The organism is Shigella flexneri 2a str. 301 (assembly GCF_000006925.2).
Taxonomy (GTDB): Bacteria; Pseudomonadota; Gammaproteobacteria; order Enterobacterales; family Enterobacteriaceae; genus ECMA0423.
In genome coordinates this window covers 3,856,069-3,872,636 of the sequence record NC_004337.2, presented here as the reverse complement: position 1 = coordinate 3,872,636, position 16,568 = coordinate 3,856,069, and the positions used below count along the sequence as shown (strand labels likewise).

Genomic DNA, 16,568 nt, shown 5'->3' with positions numbered 1-16,568 from the left:
CAACGTTTCTCGCTCATTTATACTTGGGTTAATCCGTTATTTTACCCTTTTCCACGGTAAACATCTTCGAATTTTCGTCCGACATGTCTATAACGTGTTCAGCACTGATCGCGCTGACAAAGACCTGTGATTGCGTCGCTTTTAAGCGGCTGGCAAGCAACCCGCGACGCTCATCATCAAGCTCAGAGGCAAAATCATCTATCAGGTAGAGACACCGCCGCCCGCTTTCACGAGTGAGGAACTCTCCTTGCGCCAGACGTAAGGCGCACATCAACAGCTTAAGCTGCCCACGCGATAAGGTATCTTCCACCGGCGCACCGTCGGCGCGAATGCGTAAGTCCGCTTTATGCGGGCCATGCGCGGTGTAGGTTAGCTGGCGATCGCGTTCAAAATTACGTTCCAGCACCTCAGCGTACTCTGTCTCTTTCTCCCAGCCGCGCTGGAAAGAGAAAGTCAGAGAAAACTCAGGGAGAAATTGCTTACAGGTATCATCCATATCGGCCGCGATACCGGCGCTATACTCCGCGCGCCAGGTGCTGATTTGCTCCGCCAGCGGGATCAGTTCTTTATCCCACGGGCGTAGCTGTTCGTAACGAGTCACCTGGCGCAGCGCCGCATTGCGCTGCTTGAGCAATCGCTTGAGATTGCTCCAGGCGGTGAAAAATCCAGGTTCGTTGTGAAAGCATCCCCAGTCGAGGAATGCTCTTCTGTATTTGGGGCCGCCGTTGAGTAAAGTAAACCCTTCTGGCGTTATCAACTGCATCGGCATCAGGTGCGCCAGTTCCGCGACTTTATGCCCGTCCGTACCGTCAATACGGACTTTGCTGTCGCCCTGTTTGTCTTTGGTTAAGCCAATCGCCGTCTCGCGCTCTTCGCCCTGTAATCGCCCGTGGAGAACAAATGCCTCCTGCTCATGGCGAATGACGCGACCAATCTGCAAACTGCGAAACGCCCGACCATGGCCGAGCGTATAGATGGCTTCCAGCACGCTGGTTTTGCCACTGCCGTTGGCACCTACCAGAAAGTTAAAGCCGGGAGATAAAGCGAGATCCGCGGTTTCAATATTGCGGAAATCGCGGATCAACAAGCGGGTGAGGGACATTACAGTCTCATTGGCATGACAACATAGGCAGCCGACTGTGATGCGGCATCTTCAATCTGCACGCTGGAAACCGAATCGGTCAGCATCATGCGGACGTTTTCGCATTTCAGCGCGTTCAGAACATCCAGCACATAGCTGACGTTGAAGCCGATTTCCATCTCCGCACCGCTATAGGTAACGTCGAGGATCTCTTCCGCTTCTTCCTGTTCCGGGTTGTTGGCAGTAATTTTCAGCTGGTTTTCGCTGACATACAGGCGCACACCGCGGAATTTCTCGTTAGAGAGAATCGCCGCGCGAGCAAACGCCTGCTTGAGCAGATCGCAGCCTGCTTCCAGATGTTTGTCCGGGTTCTTCGGCAGAACGCGACGGTAATCCGGGAAGCGACCATCCACCAGTTTCGAGGTGAAAATAAAGTCGCCAACGTGGGCACGAATGTTATTGCTGCCAATCTGCACACGCAGCAGATTGTCGCCGCCGTCGAGCATACGCATCAGTTCAATCACGCCTTTACGCGGTACGATCACCGAATGGCTTGGCAAAGATTGACCAATTGGCATTGAACAGACCGCCAGACGGTGGCCGTCGGTTGCCACGGTGCGCAGTTCTTCACCTTCGGTTTCAAACAGCATACCGTTTAAGTAATAGCGAACATCCTGATGCGCCATCGAAAACTGGGTTGCTTCAATCAGACGCTTCATCGTCGCCTGCGGCAGGGTAAATTCGACTTCGCTCTGCCAGTCATCGAGGTTCGGGAAATCCGCCGCTGGCAGGGTAGACAGCGAAAAACGGCTACGCCCGGAGCGCACCAGCATCCGTTCACCTTCCAGCTGCACGGCAATTTCCGCGCCTTCAGGCAGACCACGGCAGATATCAAAGAATTTGCGCGCCGGAACGGTCGTCGCTCCTGGCTCGTGTGGCTGAACCAGCGCAACGCGTGCCACCATTTCCATCTCGAGATCAGTACCGGTCAGCGACAACGTACCGTCAGCAACCTGTAACAGCAGATTACCGAGAATCGGTAGCGTAGGACGACCACCTAACGGACCGCTCACCTGTTGTAGCGGTTTTAATAAATGCTCACGTTCTACGGTAAATTTCATAGGTTTACGATGACAATGTTCTGATTAAATTTGAAAAATCTTCTTTGATATCGTGGCTCTCTTCACGCAACTGCTCGATCTTACGGCAGGCATGAAGCACCGTCGTGTGGTCACGCCCACCAAACGCATCGCCAATCTCTGGCAGACTGTGGATAGTCAGCTCTTTCGCTAGCGCCATCGCCATCTGGCGCGGACGCGCCACCGAGCGGGAATCGACGCTTGGAAAGGAGATCCGCGACTTTGATCTTGTAGTACTCCGCCACCGTCTTCTGAATATTGTCGATGGTGACCAGTTTTTCCTGCAATGCCAGCAAGTCGCGCAGCGCCTCACGCACGAAGTCGATGGTGATCGCCCGTCCGGTAAAGTTGGCGTTAGCAATAACGCGGTTCAGCGCCCCTTCCAGCTCACGTACGTTAGATCGTAGACGCTTGGCGATAAAGAACGCCACTTCACCCGGCAAACGAATGTCATTTTCGTCGGCCTTTTTCATCAGGATCGCCACACGGGTTTCCAGCTCTGGCGGTTCGATCGCCACAGTCAGTCCCCAACCGAAGCGGGATTTCAAACGATCCTCAACGCCGTTGTCTCTTTCGAATAGCGATCCGAGGTGAGAATGATCTGTTGATACCTTCCAGCAGGGCGTGAAAGGTGTGGAAAAACTCTTCCTGAGATCGTTCTTTATAGCAAAAAACTGAATATCGTCGATCAGCAGTGCATCTACGGAACGGTAGTAGCGTTTAAACTCTTCGATCGCGTTGTTTTGCAGGGCTTTAACCATGTCCTGAACAAAGCGCTCGGAGTGCATATAAACCACTTTGGCATTCGGCTTGCGCGCCATAATGCCGTTACCCACCGCATGCAGCAGGTGAGTTTTACCCAGACCCGTGCCGCCATAAAGGAACAACGGGTTATAGGCACCGCCAGGGTTATCCGCCACCTGGCAAGCCGCCGCGCGCGCCAGTTGGTTAGATTTACCTTCAACGAAGTTATCAAACGTGTGTTTGACGTTTACGTTAGAACGATAGGTCGGTTCTGCCGGGGCCGGGACGTTATCCCAACCTGAGCGCGTAGAAGGCGCAGCACGTTGCGGCTGCGTTTGCGCCACCTGTGCAGGGGCCGCGACGTTGCTCGTCACTGCCGCTTGTGGCGTTTGCGTCACCGGTTTGGTGCCGACTTCAAAACGCAGCTGTGGGGCATCCGCTCCGCAGAAACTGGTTAGCAGTCCATTGATATTATTAAGGTACTTGTCCCGTACCCAATCGAGGACAAAACGGTTTGGCGCGTACAGGGCCAGCGTGTTATCGCTCAGTTCCGCCTGCAATGGGCGTATCCACATACTGAATTCTGTGGCTGGTAACTCATCCTGCAATCGGGCAAGACACTGCTGCCAAAGCGAAAGTGACACGGCGGACTCCACTCGAACAAAAGTCGATAATGACTAAGGCTGAAACATTCATGATTGTTGACGTACGTCGAAAAGACCCTGCTTGAGGGTGACGCACGAACCGCTGTCTGCGGTTATATGCCCGATCAAGATCCTGCAAAACGATCGGGACCGCGGATCATAGCCTAAACTGCGCAAGAGATCTTCTGTTTCTCACAGATTTTCCCTATTTATCCACAGGACTTTCCAGAACTCGCTAAGTGTAAACGATCCTGCCGCGAGGCGGGCACGATTTACGCCGCATATTGGAAAATTTAATGACCATAGACAAAAATTGGCTTAATCGATCTAATAAAGATCCAGGACGATCCTTGCGCTTTACCCATCAGCCCGTATAATCCTCCACCCGGCGCGCCATGCTGGTTTCCACTGGTGTGAGGTCGTACATTTTCCCTGCGAAAAGGTGCGGAAAAGCGCGGTAAATAAGGAAAGAGAATTGACTCCGGTGTGTACAATTATTACAATCCGGCCTCTTTAATCACCCATGGCTTCGGTGTCCATCGTTTCATTTTTCGGCGGAGATCCAATAAAGCCATTGAATTTATTCAAGTTTAGGTAGAAATCGCCATGAAACGCACTTTTCAACCGTCTGTACTGAAGCGCAACCGTTCTCACGGCTTCCGTGCTCGTATGGCTACTAAAAATGGTCGTCAGGTTCTGGCACGTCGTCGTGCTAAAGGCCGCGCTCGTCTGACCGTTTCTAAGTAATAAAGCTAACCCCTGAGTGGTTAAGCTCGCATTTCCCAGGGAGTTACGCTTGTTAACTCCCAGTCAATTCACATTCGTCTTCCAGCAGCCACAACGGGCTGGCACGCCGCAAATTACCATTCTCGGCCGCCTGAATTCGCTGGGGCATCCCCGTATCGGTCTTACAGTCGCCAAGAAAAACGTTCGACGCGCCCATGAACGCAATCGGATTAAACGCCTGACGCGTGAAAGCTTCCGTCTGCGCCAACATGAACTCCCGGCTATGGATTTCGTGGTGGTGGCGAAAAAAGGGGTTGCCGACCTCGATAACCGTGCTCTCTCGGAAGCGTTGGAAAAATTATGGCGCCGCCACTGTCGCCTGGCTCGCGGGTCCTGATAGCCCTCATTCGGGTCTATCAACGCCTGATTAGTCCGCTACTCGGGCCGCATTGTCGTTTCACTCCAACCTGTTCAAGCTACGGAATTGAGGCATTGCGCAGGTTTGGAGTGATAAAAGGCAGTTGGTTGACGGTGAAACGCGTATTAAAATGCCACCCTTTACACCCTGGTGGTCACCCCCCCGTCCCGCCCGGACCATTTGATACCAGAGAACACTAACGATGGATTCGCAACGCAATCTTTTAGTCATCGCTTTGCTGTTCGTGTCTTTCATGATCTGGCAAGCCTGGGAGCAGGATAAAAACCCGCAACCTCAGGCCCAACAGACCACGCAGACAACGACCACCGCAGCGGGTAGCGCCGCCGACCAGGGCGTACCGGCCAGTGGCCAGGGGAAACTGATCTCGGTTAAGACCGACGTGCTTGATCTGACCATCAACACCCGTGGTGGTGATGTTGAGCAAGCTCTGCTGCCTGCTTACCCGAAAGAGCTGAACTCTACCCAGCCGTTCCAGCTGTTGGAAACTTCACCGCAGTTTATTTATCAGGCACAGAGCGGTCTGACCGGTCGTGATGGCCCGGATAACCCGGCTAACGGCCCGCGTCCGCTGTATAACGTTGAAAAAGACGCTTATGTGCTGGCTGAAGGTCAAAACGAACTGCAGGTGCCGATGACGTATACCGACGCGGCAGGCAACACGTTTACCAAAACGTTTGTCCTGAAACGTGGTGATTACGCTGTCAACGTCAACTACAACGTGCAGAACGCTGGCGAGAAACCGCTGGAAATCTCCTCGTTTGGTCAGTTGAAGCAATCCATCACTCTGCCACCGCATCTCGATACCGGAAGCAGCAACTTCGCACTGCACACCTTCCGTGGCGCGGCGTACTCCACGCCTGACGAGAAGTATGAGAAATACAAGTTCGATACCATTGCCGATAACGAAAACCTGAACATCTCTTCGAAAGGTGGTTGGGTGGCGATGCTGCAACAGTATTTCGCGACGGCGTGGATCCCGCATAACGACGGTACCAACAACTTCTATACCGCTAATCTGGGTAACGGCATCGTCGCTATCGGCTATAAATCTCAGCCGGTACTGGTTCAGCCTGGTCAGACTGGCGCGATGAACAGCACCCTGTGGGTTGGCCCGGAAATCCAGGACAAAATGGCAGCTGTTGCTCCGCACCTGGATCTGACCGTTGATTACGGTTGGTTGTGGTTCATCTCTCAGCCGCTGTTCAAACTGCTGAAATGGATCCATAGCTTTGTGGGTAACTGGGGCTTCTCCATTATCATCATCACCTTTATCGTTCGTGGCATCATGTACCCGCTGACCAAAGCGCAGTACACCTCCATGGCGAAGATGCGTATGCTGCAGCCGAAGATTCAGGCAATGCGTGAGCGTCTGGGCGATGACAAACAGCGTATCAGTCAGGAAATGATGGCGCTGTACAAAGCTGAGAAGGTTAACCCGCTGGGCGGCTGCTTCCCGCTGCTGATCCAGATGCCAATCTTCCTGGCGTTGTACTACATGCTGATGGGTTCCGTTGAACTGCGTCAGGCACCGTTTGCACTGTGGATCCACGACCTGTCGGCACAGGACCCGTACTACATCCTGCCGATCCTGATGGGCGTAACGATGTTCTTCATTCAGAAGATGTCGCCGACCACTGTGACCGACCCGATGCAGCAGAAGATCATGACCTTTATGCCGGTCATCTTCACCGTGTTCTTCCTGTGGTTCCCGTCAGGTCTGGTACTGTACTATATCGTCAGCAACCTGGTAACCATTATTCAGCAGCAGCTGATTTACCGTGGTCTGGAAAAACGTGGCCTGCATAGCCGCGAGAAGAAAAAATCCTGATTCGGTGAGTTTTCGCTAAAATAAGGGCGGTCAGTTGACCGCCTTTTTTCTTTTCGTAGGGCGGATAAGCACCGCGCATCCGCCACACAAAGCAACAGGAACATCATGAGCGATAATGACACTATCGTAGCCCAGGCCACGCCTCCGGGACGTGGCGGCGTTGGCATCCTGCGCATCTCCGGCTTCAAAGCCCGTGAAGTTGCCGAAACCGTGCTGGGTAAACTGCCTAAGCCGCGCTACGCCGATTATCTTCCGTTTAAAGACGCCGACGGCAGCGTGCTCGATCAGGGGATTGCGCTATGGTTCCCTGGCCCGAACTCGTTCACCGGCGAAGATGTGCTGGAACTGCAAGGTCATGGCGGTCCGGTGATCCTCGACCTGCTGTTAAAACGCATTCTGACCATTCCCGGCCTGCGGATTGCTCGCCCTGGTGAGTTTTCCGAACGCGCGTTTCTTAACGATAAACTTGACTTAGCCCAGGCCGAGGCGATTGCCGATCTTATCGACGCCAGTTCGGAACAGGCGGCCCGTTCGGCACTTAACTCGCTGCAAGGCGCATTCTCCGCACGGGTTAATCATCTGGTAGAAGCCCTCACCCACTTGCGCATTTACGTCGAAGCGGCAATTGATTTCCCTGATGAAGAGATCGATTTCCTCTCCGACGGCAAAATTGAAGCCCAGCTTAATGACGTGATGGCCGATCTCGATGCAGTGCGTGCTGAAGCACGTCAGGGTAGTTTGTTGCGCGAAGGGATGAAAGTAGTGATTGCCGGACGTCCTAATGCCGGTAAATCGAGCCTGTTAAACGCGCTGGCGGGCCGTGAAGCGGCAATCGTAACCGATATCGCCGGAACCACGCGTGACGTGCTGCGTGAGCATATCCACATTGACGGAATGCCGCTGCATATCATCGACACTGCCGGGCTACGTGAGGCCAGTGACGAAGTGGAACGTATTGGTATCGAGCGCGCGTGGCAGGAAATTGAACAGGCCGACCGCGTGCTGTTTATGGTCGATGGCACCACGACAGACGCCGTTGATCCGGCAGAGATCTGGCCGGAATTTATCGCCCGTCTGCCCGCGAAACTGCCGATCACCGTGGTACGCAATAAAGCCGATATCACCGGCGAAACGCTGGGAATGAGTGAAGTGAACGGTCACGCGTTAATTCGTCTCTCGGCAAGGACTGGTGAAGGCGTGGACGTGCTGCGTAACCATCTCAAACAGAGCATGGGCTTTGACACCAATATGGAAGGCGGCTTCCTGGCGCGCCGTCGCCACTTACAGGCGCTGGAACAGGCAGCGGAGCATTTGCAGCAAGGTAAAGCGCAACTGTTGGGAGCCTGGGCAGGTGAACTGCTGGCGGAAGAGTTGCGCCTGGCACAGCAGAACTTAAGCGAAATCACCGGGGAATTTACTTCAGACGACCTGCTGGGGCGGATTTTCTCCAGCTTCTGTATTGGTAAGTAACCGCGCTTACGAAGCCGTATTCTGACTGTCAGATGCGGCTTCGCTTCATTGTTAGCACTCCTGTTATGCCTCAACCCTTTTTTAAACATTAAAATTCTTACGTAATTTATAATCTTTAAAAAAAGCATTTAATACTGCTCCCCGAACGATTGTGATTCGATTCACATTTAAACAATTTCAGAATAGACAAAAATTTCTTGGTAATGACTCCAACTTACTGATAGTGTTTTATGTTCAGATAATGCCCGATGACCTTGTCATGCAGCTCCACCGATTTTGAGAACGACAGTGACTTCCGTCCCAGCCTTGCCAGATGTTGTCTCAGCTTCAGATTATGTCGCTCAATGCGCTGAGTGTAACGCTTGCTGATAACGTGCAGCTTTCCCTTCAGGCGTGATTCATACAGCGGCCAGCCATCCGTCATCCATACCACGACCTCAAAGGCCGACAGCAGGCTCAGAAGACGCTCCAGTGTGGCCAGAGTGCGTTCCCCGAAGACGTGCGCCACAACCGTCCTCCGTATCCTGTCATACGCGTAAAACAGCCAGCGCTGACGTGATTTAGCACCGACGTAGCCCCAATGTTCGTCCATTTCAGCGCAGACAATCACATCACTGCCCGGTTGTATGCGCGAGGTTACCGACTGCGGCCTGAGTTTTTTAAGTGACGTAAAACCGTGTTGAGGCCAACGCCCATAATGCGTGCACTGGCGCGACATCCGACGCCATTCATGGCCATATCAATGATTTTCTGGTGCGTACCGGGCTGAGAGGCGGTGTAAGTGAACTGTAGTTGCCATGTTTTACGGCAATGAGAGCAGAGATAGCGCTGATGTCCGGCAGTGCTTTTGCCGTTACGCACCACGCCTTCAGTAGCGGAGCAGGAAGGACATCTGATGGAAATGGAAGCCACGCAAGCACCTTAAAATCACCATCATACACTAAATCAGTAAGTTGGCAGCATTACCAAATTCTGAGTGTAATAATGTAGCGGCGTGTCTTTCGAGGATAAGTGCATTATGAATATCTTACATGTATGTGTGACCTCAAAATGGTTCAATATCGACAATAAGATTGTCGATCACCGCCCTTAATTTACCCTTCTGTAGCCATCACCAGAGCCAAACCGATTAGATTCAATGTGATCGATTAGTTTGCTATATCTTAATTTTGCCTTTTGCAAAGGCCATCTCTCGTTTATTTACTTATTTTAGTAAATGATGGTGCTTGTATATATACATGGTGAATTAATGGATATTGCAGATGTAATATTCACAGGGATCACTGTAATTAAAATAAATGAAGGATTATGTAATGGAAAACTTTAAACATCTCCCTGAACCGTTCCGCATTCGTGTTATTGAGCCAGTAAAACGTACTACTCGCGCTTATCGTGAAGAAGCAATTATTAAATCCGGTATGAACCCGTTCCTGCTGGATAGCGAAGATGTGTTTATCGATTTACTGACCGACAGCGGCACCGGGGCGGTAACCCAAAGTATGCAGGCAGCGATGATGCGCGGCGACGAAGCCTACAGCGGCAGCCGCAGCTACTATGCGTTAGCCGAGTCAGTGAAAAATATCTTTGGTTATCAATATACTATTCCGACTCACCAGGGCCGTGGCGCAGAGCAAATCTATATTCCGGTACTGATTAAAAAACGCGAGCAGGAAAAAGGCCTGGATCGCAGCAAAATGGTGGCATTCTCTAACTATTTCTTTGATACCACGCAGGGCCATAGCCAGATTAACGGCTGTACCGTGCGTAACGTCTATATCAAAGAAGCCTTCGATACGGGCGTGCGTTACGACTTTAAAGGCAACTTTGACCTCGAAGGATTAGAACGCGGTATTGAAGAAGTTGGCCCGAATAACGTGCCGTATATCGTTGCAACCATCACCAGTAACTCTGCAGGTGGTCAGCCGGTTTCACTGGCAAACTTAAAAGCGATGTACAGCATCGCGAAGAAATACGATATTCCGGTGGTAATGGACTCCGCACGCTTTGCTGAAAACGCCTATTTCATCAAGCAGCGTGAAGCAGAATACAAAGACTGGACCATCGAGCAGATCACCCGCGAAACCTACAAATATGCCGATATGCTGGCGATGTCCGCCAAGAAAGATGCGATGGTGCCGATGGGCGGCTTGCTGTGCATGAAAGACGACAGCTTCTTTGATGTGTACACCGAGTGCAGAACCCTTTGCGTGGTGCAGGAAGGCTTCCCGACATATGGCGGCCTGGAAGGCGGCGCGATGGAGCGTCTGGCGGTAGGTCTGTATGACGGCATGAATCTCGACTGGCTGGCTTATCGTATCGCGCAGGTACAGTATCTGGTCGATGGTCTGGAAGAGATTGGCGTTGTCTGCCAGCAGGCGGGCGGTCACGCGGCATTCGTTGATGCCGGTAAACTGCTGCCGCATATCCCGGCAGACCAGTTCCCGGCACAGGCGCTGGCGTGCGAGCTGTATAAAGTCGCCGGTATCCGTGCGGTAGAAATTGGCTCTTTCCTGTTAGGCCGCGATCCGAAAACCGGTAAACAACTGCCATGCCCGGCTGAACTGCTGCGTTTAACCATTCCGCGCGCAACATATACTCAAACACATATGGACTTCATTATTGAAGCCTTTAAACATGTAAAAGAGAACGCGGCGAATATTAAAGGATTAACCTTTACCTACGAACCAAAAGTATTGCGTCACTTCACCGCAAAACTGAAAGAAGTTTAATTAATACTACAGAGTGGCTATAAGGATGTTAGCCACTCTCTTACCCTACATCCTCAATAACAAAAATAGCCTTCCTCTAAAGGTGGCATCATGACTGATCAAGCTGAAAAAAAGAACTCTGCATTTTGGGGTGTTATGGTTATAGCAGGTACAGTAATTGGTGGAGGTATGTTTGCTTTACCTGTTGATCTTGCCGGTGCCTGGTTTTTCTGGGGTGCCTTTATCCTTATCATTGCCTGGTTTTCAATGCTTCATTCCGGGTTATTGTTATTAGAAGCAAATTTAAATTATCCTGTCGGCTCCAGTTTTAACACCATCACCAAAGATTTAATAGGTAACACCTGGAACATTATCAGCGGTATTACCGTTGCCTTCGTTCTCTATATCCTCACTTATGCCTATATCTCTGCTAATGGTGCGATCATTAGTGAAACGATATCAATGAATTTGGGCTATCACGCTAATCCACGTATTGTCGGGATCTGCACAGCCATTTTCGTTGCCAGCGTATTGTGGATAAGTTCGTTAGCCGCCAGTCGCATTACCTCATTGTTCCTCGGGCTGAAGATTATCTCCTTTGTGATCGTGTTTGGTTCTTTCTTCTTCCAGGTCGATTACTCCATCCTGCGCGATGCCACCAGCACCACTGCGGGAACGTCTTACTTCCCGTATATCTTTATGGCTTTGCCGGTGTGTCTGGCGTCATTTGGTTTCCACGGCAATATTCCCAGCCTGATTATTTGCTATGGCAAACGCAAAGATAAGTTAATCAAAAGCGTGGTATTTGGTTCGCTGCTGGCGCTGGTGATTTATCTCTTCTGGCTCTATTGCACGATGGGGAATATTCCGCGCGAAAGCTTTAAGGCGATAATCTCCTCAGGCGGCAACATTGATTCGCTGGTGAAATCGTTCCTCGGCACCAAACAGCACGGCATTATCGAGTTTTGCCTGCTGGTGTTCTCTAACTTAGCTGTTGCCAGTTCGTTCTTTGGTGTCACGCTGGGGTTGTTCGATTATCTGGCGGACCTGTTTAAGATTGATAACTCCCACGGCGGGCGTTTCAAAACCGTGCTGTTAACCTTCCTGCCACCTGCGTTGTTGTATCTGATCTTCCCGAACGGCTTTATTTACGGGATCGGCGGTGCCGGGCTGTGCGCCACCATCTGGGCGGTCATTATTCCCGCAGTGCTTGCAATCAAAGCTCGCAAGAAGTTTCCCAATCAGATGTTCACGGTCTGGGGCGGCAATCTTATTCCGGCGATTGTCATTCTCTTTGGTATAACCGTGATTTTGTGCTGGTTCGGCAACGTCTTTAACGTGTTACCTAAATTTGGCTAAATCCTTCAAGAAGCCAGCCATTCGCTGGCTTCTTGCCTCTCAGGAAATCACTTATGTCCAAATGGCAACTCGCCTTATCCTCCTTCACCACGTATGCTTTGCGTCACCTTACTATCAGGACGCTTTAGCCCATGTCCCGCTTTTTGATTTGTAGTTTTGCCCTGGTTTTACTTTATCCCGCCGGGATTGATATGTACCTCGTTGGTTTACCGCGCATCGCCGCCGATCTCAATGCCAGCGAAGCGCAGTTGCATATTGCGTTCTCCGTATATCTGGCGGGGATGGCAGCTGCGATGCTATTTGCCGGTAAAGTGGCCGATCGTTCAGGGAGAAAGCCGGTCGCCATACCCGGCGCGGCGCTATTTATTATTGCCTCGGTGTTCTGTTCACTGGCTGAAACCAGCACGTTATTTCTTGCAGGCCGATTTCTACAGGGGTTGGGCGCAGGCTGTTGTTACGTGGTGGCGTTCGCCATTTTGCGCGACACGCTGGATGATCGACGTCGGGCTAAAGTGCTGTCATTACTCAACGGTATTACCTGCATCATTCCGGTGTTAGCGCCAGTGCTCGGACATCTGATTATGCTTAAATTCCCGTGGCAGAGTCTGTTCTGGGCGATGGCAATGATGGGCATCGCGGTACTGATGTTGTCTTTGTTTATTTTAAAAGAAACGCGCCCAGCGTCCCCCGCTGCTTCGGACAAACCACGAGAAAATAGCGAGTCGCTGCTTAATCGTTTTTTCCTCAGCCGTGTTGTTATCACCACCCTCAGCGTTTCGGTGATCCTCACTTTCGTCAATACATCGCCGGTATTGCTGATGGAAATCATGGGGTTTGAGCGCGGAGAATACGCCACCATTATGGCGCTGACCGCTGGCGTCAGCATGACCTTTTCATTCTCGACGCCATTTGCGCTGGGAATTTTTAAGCCACGTACGTTGATGATCACCTCGCAGGTGTTATTCCTTGCGGCGGGGATCACCCTTGCCGTTTCACCTTCCCATGCGGTTTCTCTGTTTGGTATCACGCTGATTTGCGCCGGTTTCTCGGTAGGTTTTGGCGTAGCGATGAGTCAGGCGTTAGGACCATTTTCATTACGCGCGGGCGTAGCCAGCTCGACCTTAGGTATTGCGCAGGTTTGCGGTTCGTCACTGTGGATTTGGCTGGCCGCGGTGGTTGGTATCGGCGCATGGAATATGCTGATCGGGATTCTGATTGCCTGTAGCATAGTGAGCCTGTTGCTGATTATGTTCGTCGCGCCTGGACGCCCCGTTGCCGCTCATGAAGAAATCCATCACCACGCTTGATCTCAATCTGCTGCTCTGTCTGCAACTGCTGATGCAGGAGCGCAGCGTGACCAAAGCGGCGAAGCGGATGAACGTGACCCCTTCAGCGGTGAGTAAGTCGCTGGCAAAGTTAAGAGCGTGGTTTGACGACCCGCTCTTTGTGAACTCACCGCTGGGGCTGTCGCCCACACAGCTAATGGTCAGCATGGAGCAAAATCTGGCGGAATGGATGCAAATGAGCAATCTGCTGCTGGATAAACCGCACCACCAGACACCGCGCGGCCTGAAGTTTGAGTTGGCGGCGGAATCGCCGCTGATGATGATCATGCTTAATGCGCTGTCGAAACGGATCTACCAACGTTACCCGCAGGCGACCATCAAACTACGTAACTGGGATTACGATTCCTTAGATGCCATTACTCGTGGTGAAGTGGATATTGGTTTTTCCGGTCGCGAAAGCCATCCTCGCTCGCGGGAGCTGTTAAGCTCGCTACCGTTAGCCATTGATTATGAAGTGCTGTTTAGTGATGTACCCTGCGTCTGGTTACGCAAAGATCATCCGGCACTGCATGAAACGTGGAATCTGGACACCTTTTTACGTTATCCGCATATCAGCATTTGCTGGGAACAGAGCGACACCTGGGTGAGGTGTACTGGCAATAGCGGACACTACCATTTGTTCTTTTTTTAAGCAGTCATCTGATGATATTTTTCCCTGAAGGCTGCCGGGGAGATATTCCCCAGACGAGAGTGACGACGCTGACGATTGTAGAAAATCTCAATGTATTCCCGTATTACTAAGATGGCTTCATCCCGGTTATTAAAACGATAGTGGCTCAGGCTCTCATTTTTCAGCGTTCCCCATAAGCTTTCCATCGGAGCGTTGTCGTAACAGTTACCTTTACGCGACATTGATGTTTGCAGACCAGACTGCTCCTGTATGACCCGGTAATCGTATGCGCAGTACTGTGAACCTCGATCAGAGTGGTGGATTAGCCCGGCAGGTGGGCGCTGGCTCCTGAGCGCCATAAACAGGGCTTTACCTGTCAGCTCTTTTGTCATGCGCTCTCCCATGGCGTAGCCGACAATTTCACACGTATAAACATCTTTGATGCCAGCGAGGTACAACCATCCCTCCTGTGTGGCAACATACGTCAGGTCCGCCACCCAGACCTGATTTGGTGCTGTAGGAGCGAACGTCTGGTTCAGCAGATTTGGCGCAACTGGCAGATTGTGGTTCGGGTTCGTAGTCGCTCTGAACTTGCGTTTCTGCTTACAGCGTAGCCTCAGCTCCTTACGAAGACGTGCCAGTCGGTCACGACCAACGATGATGCCATTCTCTGCCAGCTCCGTCTGGAGCCGCCGGGTTCCATATGTTTCGCGAGTGCGGATATGTGCCACCTTAATCTCCGGTTTTAGCCGCTCATCACTTTGTTTTCTGTCTGAGGGTTCATGCTGTACCCAGTTGTAATAACCGCTCCTGGATACACCAAATACCTGACACATCGCTTCAATGGGAAATTGTTGTCGCCATTGTTCGATTAACGCGTATTTTTCAGCGACTCCTGTGCAAAATACGCTGTTGCTTTTTTTAATATATCTCGCTCAAGGCGAGCTTCATTTAACGCCTTACGCAGTTGCAGAATTTCAGATTCCAGTTCAGCCAGCGTGCGGGAACCAGGAGTACCGAGCCCTTTTCTGGCGGCGGTAACCCATTGTCCTAAAGTGCCTTCAGGAAGAGATAATCGGGAAGCGCCTTCACTGATCGAAAGTTGATTTTCAAGAACCGTTCTGACAGCTTCGGCTTTGAACTCTTTAGAGTAACGTTGGGTTTTTCTGCTCATTATTAGCTCCTTCTGATGCCATTCTATTTCAGGAAGGAGTGTCCGTTAAACTCAGGCTACCTCAGGGCACTGGACAATGTGTTACAGGAGCTGGGGCGCGAACGCACGATTGCTATGAGCCTGCCGGAATTCGAGCAGTCACTGTTTATGGCAGCGCAACCCGACAATCTGCTACTGGCGACCGCGCCGCGCTACTGTCAGTACTACAATCAACTCCATCAACTGCCGTTGGTTGCTCTTCCTCTCCCGTTTGACGAAAGCCAGCAAAAAAAGCTGGAAGTTCCTTTTACCCTGCTGTGGCATAAACGGAACAGCCATAATCCGAAGATCGTCTGGTTACGGGAAACCATTAAAAACCTTTACGCGTCGATGGCATAACCGAATCGTATGAAACGCGACCCAATTTCACAATAAAATGTAAAAAAGTTGTAATAAGCTTGTCTGAATCGAACTTTTAGCCGCTTTAGTCTGTCCATCATTCCAGTAAATGATTACTCTTGTATTCATAATGGACCATTAAGCATGGAGCGAAAAATGGCGACTCACTTTGCCCGAGGGATTTTAACGGAAGGACATCTGATTTCTGTTCGTCTCCCCTCCCAGTGTCATCAAGAAGCCCGAAACATTCCCCCTCATCGTCAAAGCCGTTTTCTGGCGTCCAGAGGTTTACTCGCAGAACTGATGTTCATGCTGTATGGCATTGGCGAATTGCCGGAAATCGTCACCCTGCCGAAAGGTAAACCGGTTTTCAGTGATAAAAATTTGCCTTCGTTTTCTATTTCCTATGCCGGGAATATGGTTGGCGTGGCGTTAACAACCGAAGGTGAATGTGGCCTCGATATGGAACTACAGCGTGCGACGCGCGGGTTTCATAGCCCACACGCGCCCGATAACCACACCTTTTCCAGCAATGAATCGCTATGGATCAGTAAACAAAACGATCCTAACGAAGCGCGGGCGCAGCTCATTACGCTGCGCCGAAGCGTGCTAAAACTAACCGGTGATGTTTTGAATGACGATCCGCGCGATCTGCAGCTGCTGCCCATTGCCGGACGCCTGAAATGTGCTCATGTAAATCATGTAGAAGCGTTATGCGACGCGGAGGACGTGCTGGTGTGGTCCGTGGCGGTCACGCCCGCGATTGAAAAGCTCAGTGTCTGGGAGTTAGATGGCAAACACAGCTGGAAAAGCCTGCCGGATATTCACAGCCGCGCCAACAATCCTACCAGCCGGATGATGCGTTTTGCCCAGCTCTCTACCGTGAAGTCTTTTTCGCCAAATTGATAGACAACCACAGGAG

General features: G+C 51.4%; 15 protein-coding genes, 1 pseudogene and 3 other annotated features. Of the genes and pseudogenes, 9 read left to right on the top strand and 7 right to left on the bottom strand.

Annotated features, from left to right (window positions below; translation table 11 throughout):
* Positions 1 to 28 precede the first annotated feature (28 nt).
* The 3 genes and pseudogenes from recF to SF3762 all read right to left on the bottom strand — a co-directional run bounded on the left by recF (position 29) and on the right by SF3762 (position 3,608).
* The gene (recF, locus tag SF3764; RefSeq protein ID NP_709500.1) at positions 29 to 1,102 is read right to left on the bottom strand and encodes a recombination protein F; all 1,074 of its coding nucleotides are present in this window, start codon (positions 1,100 to 1,102) and stop codon (positions 29 to 31) included.
* Positions 1,102 to 2,202: a DNA polymerase III subunit beta gene (gene dnaN / locus SF3763; RefSeq protein ID NP_709499.2), complete on the bottom strand. Its 1,101-nt coding sequence runs from the start codon at positions 2,200 to 2,202 to the stop codon at positions 1,102 to 1,104. The genes recF and dnaN overlap by 1 nt, the downstream gene beginning before the upstream one ends.
* Positions 2,203 to 2,206: 4 nt before the next feature.
* Positions 2,207 to 3,608, bottom strand: a pseudogene (locus SF3762).
* A gap of 606 nt (positions 3,609 to 4,214) precedes the next feature.
* Between SF3762 and rpmH the strand changes: the two are divergent.
* The 4 genes from rpmH to trmE all read left to right on the top strand — a co-directional run bounded on the left by rpmH (position 4,215) and on the right by trmE (position 8,071).
* Positions 4,215 to 4,355 carry a 50S ribosomal protein L34 gene (rpmH, locus tag SF3761; RefSeq protein ID NP_709497.1) on the top strand — a complete coding sequence of 47 codons (141 nt, stop codon included), beginning with the start codon at positions 4,215 to 4,217 and terminating at the stop codon, positions 4,353 to 4,355.
* 16 nt (positions 4,356 to 4,371) lie between these two features.
* The gene (gene rnpA / locus SF3760) at positions 4,372 to 4,731 is read left to right on the top strand and encodes a ribonuclease P (RefSeq protein ID NP_709496.1); all 360 of its coding nucleotides are present in this window, start codon (positions 4,372 to 4,374) and stop codon (positions 4,729 to 4,731) included.
* A gap of 223 nt (positions 4,732 to 4,954) precedes the next feature.
* A complete protein-coding gene (gene yidC, locus SF3759) occupies positions 4,955 to 6,601 on the top strand; it encodes an insertase (RefSeq protein NP_709495.2) in 1,647 nt (548 codons plus the stop codon).
* 105 nt (positions 6,602 to 6,706) lie between these two features.
* Positions 6,707 to 8,071 (top strand): tRNA modification GTPase TrmE, encoded by a 1,365-nt coding sequence (gene trmE, locus SF3758; RefSeq protein NP_709494.1) that lies wholly within the window; start codon positions 6,707 to 6,709, stop codon positions 8,069 to 8,071.
* Positions 8,072 to 8,270: 199 nt separating this feature from the next.
* Positions 8,271 to 9,038, bottom strand: a mobile genetic element.
* On the opposite strand, the gene insB is transcribed toward trmE, so the two are convergent.
* Both insB and insA read right to left on the bottom strand, forming a co-directional pair.
* The gene (gene insB, locus SF3757) at positions 8,286 to 8,681 is read right to left on the bottom strand and encodes an insertion element IS1 protein InsB (RefSeq protein NP_709493.1); all 396 of its coding nucleotides are present in this window, start codon (positions 8,679 to 8,681) and stop codon (positions 8,286 to 8,288) included. It overlaps the preceding feature by 396 nt.
* Positions 8,708 to 8,983, bottom strand: coding sequence for an insertion element IS1 protein InsA (gene insA, locus SF3756; protein ID NP_709492.1), 276 nt, complete (start codon positions 8,981 to 8,983; stop codon positions 8,708 to 8,710). It lies within the feature at positions 8,271 to 9,038.
* Positions 9,039 to 9,089: 51 nt before the next feature.
* Between insA and tnaL the strand changes: the two genes are divergently transcribed.
* The 4 genes from tnaL (at position 9,090) to yidY (ending at position 13,445) form a co-directional block, all read left to right on the top strand.
* Positions 9,090 to 9,164: a tryptophanase gene (tnaL, locus tag SF3755; RefSeq protein ID NP_709491.1), complete on the top strand. Its 75-nt coding sequence runs from the start codon at positions 9,090 to 9,092 to the stop codon at positions 9,162 to 9,164.
* Positions 9,165 to 9,384: 220 nt separating this feature from the next.
* Positions 9,385 to 10,800: a tryptophanase gene (gene tnaA / locus SF3754; protein ID NP_709490.2), complete on the top strand. Its 1,416-nt coding sequence runs from the start codon at positions 9,385 to 9,387 to the stop codon at positions 10,798 to 10,800.
* Positions 10,801 to 10,890: 90 nt separating this feature from the next.
* A complete protein-coding gene (tnaB, locus tag SF3753; RefSeq protein NP_709489.1) occupies positions 10,891 to 12,138 on the top strand; it encodes a tryptophan permease in 1,248 nt (415 codons plus the stop codon).
* 131 nt (positions 12,139 to 12,269) lie between these two features.
* Entirely contained in the window at positions 12,270 to 13,445 is a 1,176-nt protein-coding gene (yidY, locus tag SF3752) for a multidrug efflux system protein MdtL (RefSeq protein ID NP_709488.1), read from the top strand.
* Positions 13,420 to 15,646, top strand: a sequence feature (Similar to Escherichia coli K12 transcriptional regulator LYSR-type gi: 1790147 (320 aa). BLAST with identity of 97% in 742 aa. This CDS has been disrupted by insertion. The sequence has been checked and is believed to be correct.). (Overlaps the previous gene by 26 nt.)
* Positions 14,069 to 15,332: a mobile genetic element, on the bottom strand. Its footprint overlaps the feature before it by 1,264 nt.
* Here the strand turns inward: yidY and SF3750 are convergent.
* Complete coding sequence (locus SF3750) at positions 14,112 to 14,930, bottom strand: insertion sequence element IS600 protein (RefSeq protein NP_709487.1); 819 nt, start codon at positions 14,928 to 14,930, stop codon at positions 14,112 to 14,114. Its footprint overlaps the feature before it by 819 nt.
* A complete protein-coding gene (locus tag SF3749) occupies positions 14,966 to 15,268 on the bottom strand; it encodes an insertion sequence element IS600 transposase (RefSeq protein NP_709486.1) in 303 nt (100 codons plus the stop codon).
* A gap of 156 nt (positions 15,647 to 15,802) precedes the next feature.
* Here SF3749 and yieE point away from each other — a divergent pair.
* Complete coding sequence (gene yieE / locus SF3748; protein ID NP_709485.2) at positions 15,803 to 16,552, top strand: hypothetical protein; 750 nt, start codon at positions 15,803 to 15,805, stop codon at positions 16,550 to 16,552.
* The last annotated feature ends 16 nt before the right edge of the window (positions 16,553 to 16,568 follow it).

Coding starts and splice junctions, on each gene's coding strand:
- yidY (NP_709488.1), top strand. CDS start 12,270: ATGTCCCGCTTTTTGATTTGTAGTTTTGCCCTGGTTTTACTTTATCCC.
- trmE (NP_709494.1), top strand. CDS start 6,707: ATGAGCGATAATGACACTATCGTAGCCCAGGCCACGCCTCCGGGACGT.
- rpmH (NP_709497.1), top strand. CDS start 4,215: ATGAAACGCACTTTTCAACCGTCTGTACTGAAGCGCAACCGTTCTCAC.
- tnaB (NP_709489.1), top strand. CDS start 10,891: ATGACTGATCAAGCTGAAAAAAAGAACTCTGCATTTTGGGGTGTTATG.
- SF3750 (NP_709487.1), bottom strand. CDS start 14,930: ATGTGTCAGGTATTTGGTGTATCCAGGAGCGGTTATTACAACTGGGTA.
- yieE (NP_709485.2), top strand. CDS start 15,803: ATGGCGACTCACTTTGCCCGAGGGATTTTAACGGAAGGACATCTGATT.
- recF (NP_709500.1), bottom strand. CDS start 1,102: ATGTCCCTCACCCGCTTGTTGATCCGCGATTTCCGCAATATTGAAACC.
- yidC (NP_709495.2), top strand. CDS start 4,955: ATGGATTCGCAACGCAATCTTTTAGTCATCGCTTTGCTGTTCGTGTCT.
- SF3749 (NP_709486.1), bottom strand. CDS start 15,268: ATGAGCAGAAAAACCCAACGTTACTCTAAAGAGTTCAAAGCCGAAGCT.
- dnaN (NP_709499.2), bottom strand. CDS start 2,202: ATGAAATTTACCGTAGAACGTGAGCATTTATTAAAACCGCTACAACAG.
- tnaA (NP_709490.2), top strand. CDS start 9,385: ATGGAAAACTTTAAACATCTCCCTGAACCGTTCCGCATTCGTGTTATT.